The 7,802-nt window shown below is 43.2% G+C and carries 6 protein-coding genes; 5 read left to right on the top strand and 1 reads right to left on the bottom strand.

Annotated elements, in window-relative coordinates; genetic code table 11:
* Positions 1-121: 121 nt before the first annotated feature.
* Both VN379_RS03060 and VN379_RS03055 read left to right on the top strand, forming a co-directional pair.
* Positions 122-1,027: a glycosyltransferase gene (locus VN379_RS03060; RefSeq protein ID WP_325530668.1), complete on the top strand. Its 906-nt coding sequence runs from the start codon at positions 122-124 to the stop codon at positions 1,025-1,027.
* Positions 1,028-1,170: 143 nt separating this feature from the next.
* The gene (locus tag VN379_RS03055) at positions 1,171-1,506 is read left to right on the top strand and encodes a ParA family protein (protein WP_325530666.1); all 336 of its coding nucleotides are present in this window, start codon (positions 1,171-1,173) and stop codon (positions 1,504-1,506) included.
* Between the two features lie 73 nt (positions 1,507-1,579).
* On the opposite strand, the gene VN379_RS03050 is transcribed toward VN379_RS03055, so the two are convergent.
* Complete coding sequence (locus tag VN379_RS03050; RefSeq protein ID WP_325526473.1) at positions 1,580-2,848, bottom strand: IS110 family transposase; 1,269 nt, start codon at positions 2,846-2,848, stop codon at positions 1,580-1,582.
* Between the two features lie 632 nt (positions 2,849-3,480).
* Between VN379_RS03050 and VN379_RS03045 the strand changes: the two genes are divergently transcribed.
* From VN379_RS03045 to VN379_RS03035, 3 genes are all read left to right on the top strand, one after another.
* A complete protein-coding gene (locus tag VN379_RS03045) occupies positions 3,481-4,806 on the top strand; it encodes a GTP cyclohydrolase (RefSeq protein WP_325530664.1) in 1,326 nt (441 codons plus the stop codon).
* Positions 4,807-5,097: 291 nt separating this feature from the next.
* Positions 5,098-6,345, top strand: coding sequence for a C4-dicarboxylate transporter DcuC (gene dcuC / locus VN379_RS03040; RefSeq protein ID WP_414714949.1), 1,248 nt, complete (start codon positions 5,098-5,100; stop codon positions 6,343-6,345).
* A 163-nt stretch (positions 6,346-6,508) separates the two neighbouring features.
* On the top strand, positions 6,509-7,802 hold a 1,294-nt coding region (locus tag VN379_RS03035; protein ID WP_325530660.1), incomplete at its 3' end, for an amidohydrolase.

Raw genomic sequence — 7,802 nt, 5'->3', positions numbered from 1 at the left:
CTCTTATTGCTTTCTGTTTTTCTTCAGATTCTTCCTTGGAAATCAAAGTGTTTTCCTTACTTCAATGAGCATTTCATCTTAGCCAATGTCAGTAATGCTCAAAATGAAGAGGAGGTAAATAATGGTAATTTTTATCATGGGTTTTATTCTGACAGGAATAGGTTGCCATTTTATAATACAAAAAAGAGAAGTGAATGCGTTACAACATAGTGTAGAGTATATATTGGCACAAGGTACACTTGAAAATGCACCTAGTATGATTTTGCCTGCGGAAAAAAGTTTGATTAACGGTCAAGCGCAAGCAAAGCTGAAGTTTTCTATCATAATACCTGCTTACAATGAAGAAGGATATATTAAAAAGTGTCTGAATTCGGTTATTGCTGCATCTTTGCCTTATAAAGATCAAGTTGAAGTAATCGTAGTGTTAAACCGTTGTACGGACCGAACTGAAGAGATAGCACTATCTTACAATTGCGTTATAGTAAAAGAAGACAGTAGAAATCTTTCAAAAATTAGAAATGCTGGAGCTAAGGTTGCACGAGGGAATATCCTGATTACTATAGATGCAGATAGTTGGATGGACGAGACTATGCTGGTCGAAATAGAAAAGCAGCTAATGAGTGGCAAATATATTGGTGGTGGAGTTGTGCTAAAAACAGAGAGACTGTCATTAGGAATAATGATATCCGCAATCATTGTGTTTAGTGCGATTTTTATAAAGCATGGATTGATTTGTGGAGGGCTTTTTTGGTGCTTTAAGAGAGATTTTGAGGCGATAAGTGGATTTGATGAAAATCTTCGCATTGCGGAGGATATAGATTTTTCAATACGCTTAAGGCACTGGGGTGAAAAATGTGGGAAAAAAGTTATGAATATTTCTAAGCCCCGTCTAATGACTTCGTGTAGAAAATTCGATAGACTAGGAGACTGGTATATAATAAAAAAACCGAGTGTCATTTTGGATTATTTGAATTTCAAAAAGCAAAAATATGCGGATGAGCTATATTACGACTTCAAAAGAGAATAGGAAGCATATTAAAATAAGTGTTATCCTCAGAAAAGGGGATACTTCTTTATTGCTTATCTTTCAGCTGAAATAAGGAAAAATAGCACGGTTTTTACCAAAACAAAAAATTAAGTAGACGTAGCCGTAGACACTACGGAATCCCTATGAAAATCATTAGCATCGCCAACCGTAAGGGCGGCGTGGGCAAGACGGTCATTTCAGGCAACATCGCCTACGAACTGTCGAAAATGGGAACGATGGTCCTGATGGTGGACCTCGATTCCCAGTGCGACCTCAGCAAAATCTATTTGCCAGGCGCTACGAAGGCGGCAGCATCTTTCATTTGCTCCGCCAGCAATGCAGGCTTGACGACGCTTGCGTCGAGGTTGGCGAGAACCTGTACCTCATTCCTGGCAGCCGGGACATTGGGAAAAGACGAAGACCAGCTAATTAATGTCAAGTCTTTTTCTGATTTTTTGTTTAAAGAAATTTACGCATAGAGAAATAAAACCTTTCCCAATACCGAACAATATTTGAGAAGGGAATAGGTAATGTTTTGGTTTTTCTTCTTCGTTAGGCCGCTTTTTGTAGGATTTTTTGATACATTTCAACTTGTTGTTCAGGGGTAATTAAACGGAATGACTGTTTACTCTTCAATACCGAGAATATGATACGTATTAACTTGTTCATAACAGCGCCTAGAGCTTGTTTCTTGGTTTTCATTTCAATTTTCCGTTGGTAATATTCGTAAATCACTGAGTTAACCTGTGATCCTTTCAATTCTTTTCGAATAGATGTCGTAGCAGCAATATAAAGGGCATGGCGTAGAAATGGCGATCCTCGTTTGGTTACCTTATTTTTAGTACCTACAAAATTACCCGATTGCTTAACGGATGGATCAATACCGCTAAAAGCCACCAACTGCTTAGCGTTCATAAATCGGTCAATATCACCTATTTCGCCAAGGATAATAGGGGCCAATGTATTGCCTATACCGGGTATGGTTTTTAATAGCGTAACTTCTGGTAATTGTTCGGAAAGCACCTTAATTTGCTCATCAATCACACTAATCTGTACATCTAACGACTGAACTATATTAGCATAGCAACGTACCGTGCAGGCATAGGCCTCTAGCGATATGCCGGTAACCTGGGCATCGTCGGCACAAGATTGCAAGGCGGCATATTTTTGTTGAGCGTATACTTTACCCCTGCGAGGTAAAGTTTCCAGCATAGCAAGGATGGCCTTTTGATTGGCATTCCTGGTCCACTCACAAGGCAAAGGAAACTTGTTTAGAAGAGTCAGGGCGGTAAGTGATCCAGGATTGAGGACATCGGGAAATAGTGGAGCAATCTGCTCAATGCTAGACTGCAATTTATTGAGAGATTCGACTCGTTGTTGTACTAACTGACCTCTTGTTCTTGTCAAAACCTTCAAATTCGCAAGCTGTTCCTTTGGCATAGTTGTGGGATGAAAACTGTGAATAAACAACAATTTTGCCAACTCAAGAGCATCAACCTGATCTGTCTTAACTTTCCTTACAACAGAATTTTTGATAGAATGAGAAATAAGGGGATTGATGTGGTAGACTTCAAACCCCTGTTTCAAGAAAAAGTGGACGATGCGTTGAGAGTAGTGACCCGTGGATTCTAAGGCGATGACCGGTTTACTACTAAATGCTTCTTCCACTTTTCTTATTTGCCCTAAAACGAATAATAGTCCTTGCTTGGTATTTAGGGCTTTAAATGGTTTTAGAAATGTTGTACAGGTTGGCGAAACGGCTGCGTAATAACAAAAACTTTTGGCTACATCAATACCAATAACTGGACGATTAGTTATCATAAGAGGCCCCCAAGAAAAATATTGAAGGATTATCCATTCCATATCAAAGATTACAACCTTGCACGTGAAGCGGGAATAAGCTCCCAACCAGCTAAAACGTAAATTCTTTGGAAATGGATGAATCGTCTAATGTCATGGGTATAGAAAAATTCTTCCCTGGGACAGGGACATTCATATCCTTCTTCCTAATTATACATGAAACTGATTGTTCGGAGTTTTTCTACCCCAAAATGGATAACCCTTCTGTACTATATCTTACAGGGGACGGTGGTTGTGTCTTCAAGAAAGATTTATTGAAAAAAGGCAAGACAGTACCACCGTCCCCGTGTCCGGATAGCTCAAGATTATTAAATATATTGGACCAACGGACATGAATTAGGTATGAGACCGACATTATTTCAAGATGAAGAAGCCGCTATGTGTCAGCAATCTTTGCAGATAAATAGCGGCTTTTTTTCCTGTTTCTTTAGTCGCCCTACCACCTGTTGAAGTGCAGCCTATGCGCAAAATATGAAAATAGGTTATAATGGAAAAGTGAGTAAAAAAGTACACGGTAGAGCTTTAACAAGAATGTTGGAGGTATTTAAAGGCTGTACCATTGCGATAGAAAAGAATTGGAGATAATCAAATACATGGAAAAAATACGAATGGCTATTGTCGGGCCTTCTGATTCGGTGGCCTTAGCCTACGCGGTAGCATTGGAACGAATTGATATCTTATTGCCGCAGGGTATTGTCTATCAGGACGCAGCGCAAGTTCCGGAAATTATGCGGGCACGTTGTCCGGAGTTTGATATGTGGTTATTCTCGGGTATTGTGCCCTACCACTATGCGTTGTCTGTATCCACACATAAGCCGCTGTTTTATCTTCCACATACCGGTTCTAGTTTATATCGGGCATTGTTTGAAATCACATATATTGAAAATTTGAAGCTGCATAGGGTTAGCTTTGATACATATAGTCAGGTCGAGGTAGAAGAAACTTTTAAGGATATAAATCTACCGTTGCCTACCATATATGTTAAACCGTTTTCCGACGTAGCTTCGGCCAAGGGGTTTGCGAATCATCATTATGAACTATGGCAGGAAGGCAAGATCGATATTGCCGTTACTTGTTTTTTGGCAACGTATGAAAAGTTAAAAGAATTAGGGGTGCCTGTTTTTCGTGTTTGGTCGACACGGAGCAATATTCGCACCACGTTGGATGTGGCAATAAATTCCTGTCTGGCACAACGATTTAAAGGAAGTCAATTGGCAATACAAGAAATTGCGATTGATGAATACGATAATATAGTACGGGCCAGTTCAAGCTATAATGTGAAGCGCATGGAAATGTGTTTATACAAGATTTTAGTCGACTATGCTGAAATGTTGAAAGGTTCTCTCGTAAGTCGGGGCGATGGTCAGTATACTTTGTACTCTACTCGTGGCATATTGGAAGACAGTACCAATGAACTTACCATTATTCCTATCCTAGAAGAAATAGCTTGCCAGGTAAAGGCTGCAGTTAGCGGCGGCATTGGTTTTGGTGTTACGGCCTATGATGCCGAACAAAATGCATTTCGTGCGCTGGGCATGGCACAGCAGAAAGGCAAGGGATTATGGATGGCGGTAACCGATGAGCGGGAAGTGATCGGCCCATTAAGCTCGGCAGTCCATCTTAAGTATTCCGTGCAGGCGGATGCGGCGTCCTGTAAGCGCGTGGCTGATCAGCTGAACCTCAGCGTCACTACTGTAAATCGTTTGCTGGCTGTGATTGATAAATTGGATACGGATACGATTGGGGCAGAGGAACTAGCTGCCTATCTGACCATTACGGCCCGCAGCGCCAGAAGAATCTTAACTATTTTGGTGGAGAATGGTTTGGCTGAATTTGCCGGAGAAGAGATGATTGCTAAAGGACGACCGCGTAAACTCTATAAAATCAAGTTACAGTTACTGCTGGAGCATTTTACATAATCAAGATAAAATTCATCTAAAATATATTGACAAGGACCATAAAACCAAGTATACTATATCACATAGCAATGAAGCTCTCGTATTTTGTACGAGGGCTTTTGTTTTACAGTACGAGTAAAAACTCGTTTTTTAATTACTGTTTAAGGAAATAACCGTAAATGGACTGAAAACGGAATGCTGGCGTACTGTTTACTCTGTTTGTCTAATTAAAAAAAAGACGGAAAGGAGAAAGGGCTGCAGAAATAAGGAGTAACGAATTTCATAGCGATGAGGGGAGAGGTGTTGGGTATGATGCTGACTATTGGTGTGATTTTGGTCATTATTACGATTTACTTTTTAGTCAAACGTTACGATGCGCGCTTAGTGCTTTTAGTATCTGGTGTTCTTATGGCCTGTGTGGCCGGCACCCCGATGGCTGCTTTGAATGCATTTGCCAAAGACATGACAAATGCCGGACTGATTCAGGCTGTATGTTCTGTTATGGGTTTTGCTATGGTTATGCGGTTTACCGAATGTGACAAACATTTAATCAATCTGATGGCCAGTGGTTTGGGGAAAGTTCGCCCGCTTTTGATTCCCGGCGTGGTGATTGCTACCTTTGCAGTCAATGTGGCTTTGCCGAGTGCGGCAGGAACAGCGGCGGCGGCAGGCGCAATTTTTGTACCTCTGATGATGTCTGCAGGTGTGCATCCTGCCATGGCGGCAGCAGCGGTCAAGTGTGGTACATACGGTAGTATGCTTAATCCAGGCTTGGCACATAATCCGGTTGTAGCAAAAATTGCGGGTGTAGGGGTTATGGAAGTAATTGCCTTTCAATTCAAAGCCAATATTGCGTCACTGATTGTTGCTGCGATTTTAATTACTGCTATTGCCTATTATAGAAAAGAACACAAAGGATACCACGCAGAAGGACTGGAAGTGGATAACTCCTTTAAAGTCAATCTGCTTTATGCCCTGATGCCGATGTTTCCGATTCTGCTGCTCCTTTTAGGGGCTACCTTGGTGCCTGCTTTAAAAACTGATGTGCCGCAGGCTATGATTATCGGTTGTGCACTGGCTCTTGTAGTTACCAGGAAAAATCCTGTCGGCCTTAGCAATGCCTTTTTTGACGGTATGGGCAAAGCATACGGTGAAATAATCGGCATTATCATTGCGGCCGGGGTATTTGTGTCTGGCTTGACCGCAATGGGGCTAGTCAAGGCCTTTATTGACGCTATGCTCAATAATCCGACTATTGTCAAGTTGTGTGCTGCCGTCGGGCCTTTTCTTTTGGGATTTATCACTGGTTCCGGCGATGCGGCCACAATGGCTTTCAATCAGGCAGTTACGCCGCATGCAGCGGATTTTGGCATGGAAGTTATGCAAATGGGCAGTATGGCTACCTTAGGCGGTACGCTTGGGCGTACGATGTCTCCGATTGCTGGCGCTACTATCATTGTAGCCGGTATTGCCGGCGTTAATCCGATGGAAGTTACCAAACGCAACTGGCTGCCGATGGTGGGATCTATGATTATCGGTATGGCCCTTTTGATGTATTAATGGCAGGAAAAAAGAGGCTGTTTTAATAAAATTGCACTAAAAAACGGAAACATAATCAAAGATGCAAGACTGTACAGCGCACAGCGGTGTACAGCTTGCGTTTTCGTATTATACACAATACCCAATTGTCAGGATTAACTTAATTGACGAGGGAGATTAATGAATGAATACGGACATTTTGGAATTAGTGAAAGCAAAAAAGGAGCAGCTTGTCAATTGCCGCCGCGATTTACATAAACATGCAGAAACGGCCTGGACGGAATTTCGTACAGCATCTATTGTGGCTGAAACATTAACACGCCTTGGCTATCAAGTGACAGTGGGCGAAGCGGTGATTGATGCTGAGGTTATGATGGGAGTACCGTCCCAGCAGGAATTGCTCAACCATCAGGAAAGAGCTATAGCCCAAGGGGCTGAGCCCAACTGGGTAGGCAGAATGCAGGGGGGGAAAACCGGTGTAATGGGCGTGATGCATTTCGCTCAACCAGGACCGGTTGTAGCATTTCGCTTTGATATGGATGCAAATGATGTAATGGAAGCGATGCTGGAAGAACATAGGCCTTGGCGTGAAGGGTTTGCTTCGGTCAATTCGGGAGCGATGCATGCCTGCGGGCATGATGGTCATACCTCGATCGGCTTAGCCCTGGCAGAGGTTTTGGCTGAAATGAAAAATGAACTTGCCGGCACGGTGAAGCTGATTTTTCAGCCTGCCGAGGAAGGGGTACGAGGCGCGAAAGCGATGGTTTCGCGCGGTATTGTCGATGACGTGGATTTTTTTGTTGGCCTGCATTTGGGGATCGGGTTGAAGCAATTTGGCACGATGACTTGCAACACAGTAGGCTTCTTGGCGACGACGAAACTGGATGCAGTCTATACCGGCGTCCCTGCGCATGCCGGCGCAGCGCCGGAAACCGGTCAAAATGCATTACTGGCGGCGGCCACGGCTGCCCTTAATCTGCACGCTATTTCCCGCCACAGCCAAGGGGCTTCGCGTATCAATGTCGGGGTATTGCAGGCTGGAACCGGGCGCAACGTCATACCGGACAAGGCGATATTGAAACTTGAAACACGCGGGACTACCAGCGAAATCAACGATTATATGTACCATAGAGCGCTTAGAATCTTAGAGGCAGCAGCTGCGATGTATGATGTTAAACTTGTTTTGTCGCCGATGGGCGGTGCAGCTAACTGCACTAATACGCCTGAGCTTGTCGAGCGTTTACAGCAGGTTGCTGCAAAGAGCAATTTATTTAAAAGTATATTGCCGGAAGGAAATATCGGCGGCAGCGAAGATTGTACCTATTTCATGGAACGGGTTCAGCAAAAAGGCGGACAGGCTGCCTACCTGATGGTTGGTACCGAGTTGTCAGCAGGGCATCATGATTCGCGGTTTGATTTTGACGAAGAAAGCTTAGTTACTGCGACCGCTTTGTTAGGTAAAGCAGCCGTTGAACTTT

Source organism: Sporomusa sp., from assembly GCF_035561255.1.
GTDB lineage: Bacteria > Bacillota > Negativicutes > Sporomusales > Sporomusaceae > Sporomusa.
Note: the sequence above shows the minus strand (reverse complement) of the source record. Positions and strands in the feature narration are given on the sequence as shown.

Bases quoted from the DNA above. Each gene is read 5' to 3' on its own strand.
- VN379_RS03055 (WP_325530666.1), top strand. From the start codon at position 1,171: ATGAAAATCATTAGCATCGCCAACCGTAAGGGCGGCGTGGGCAAGACG.
- dcuC (WP_414714949.1), top strand. From the start codon at position 5,098: ATGCTGACTATTGGTGTGATTTTGGTCATTATTACGATTTACTTTTTA.
- VN379_RS03045 (WP_325530664.1), top strand. From the start codon at position 3,481: ATGGAAAAAATACGAATGGCTATTGTCGGGCCTTCTGATTCGGTGGCC.
- VN379_RS03060 (WP_325530668.1), top strand. From the start codon at position 122: ATGGTAATTTTTATCATGGGTTTTATTCTGACAGGAATAGGTTGCCAT.
- VN379_RS03050 (WP_325526473.1), bottom strand. From the start codon at position 2,848: ATGATAACTAATCGTCCAGTTATTGGTATTGATGTAGCCAAAAGTTTT.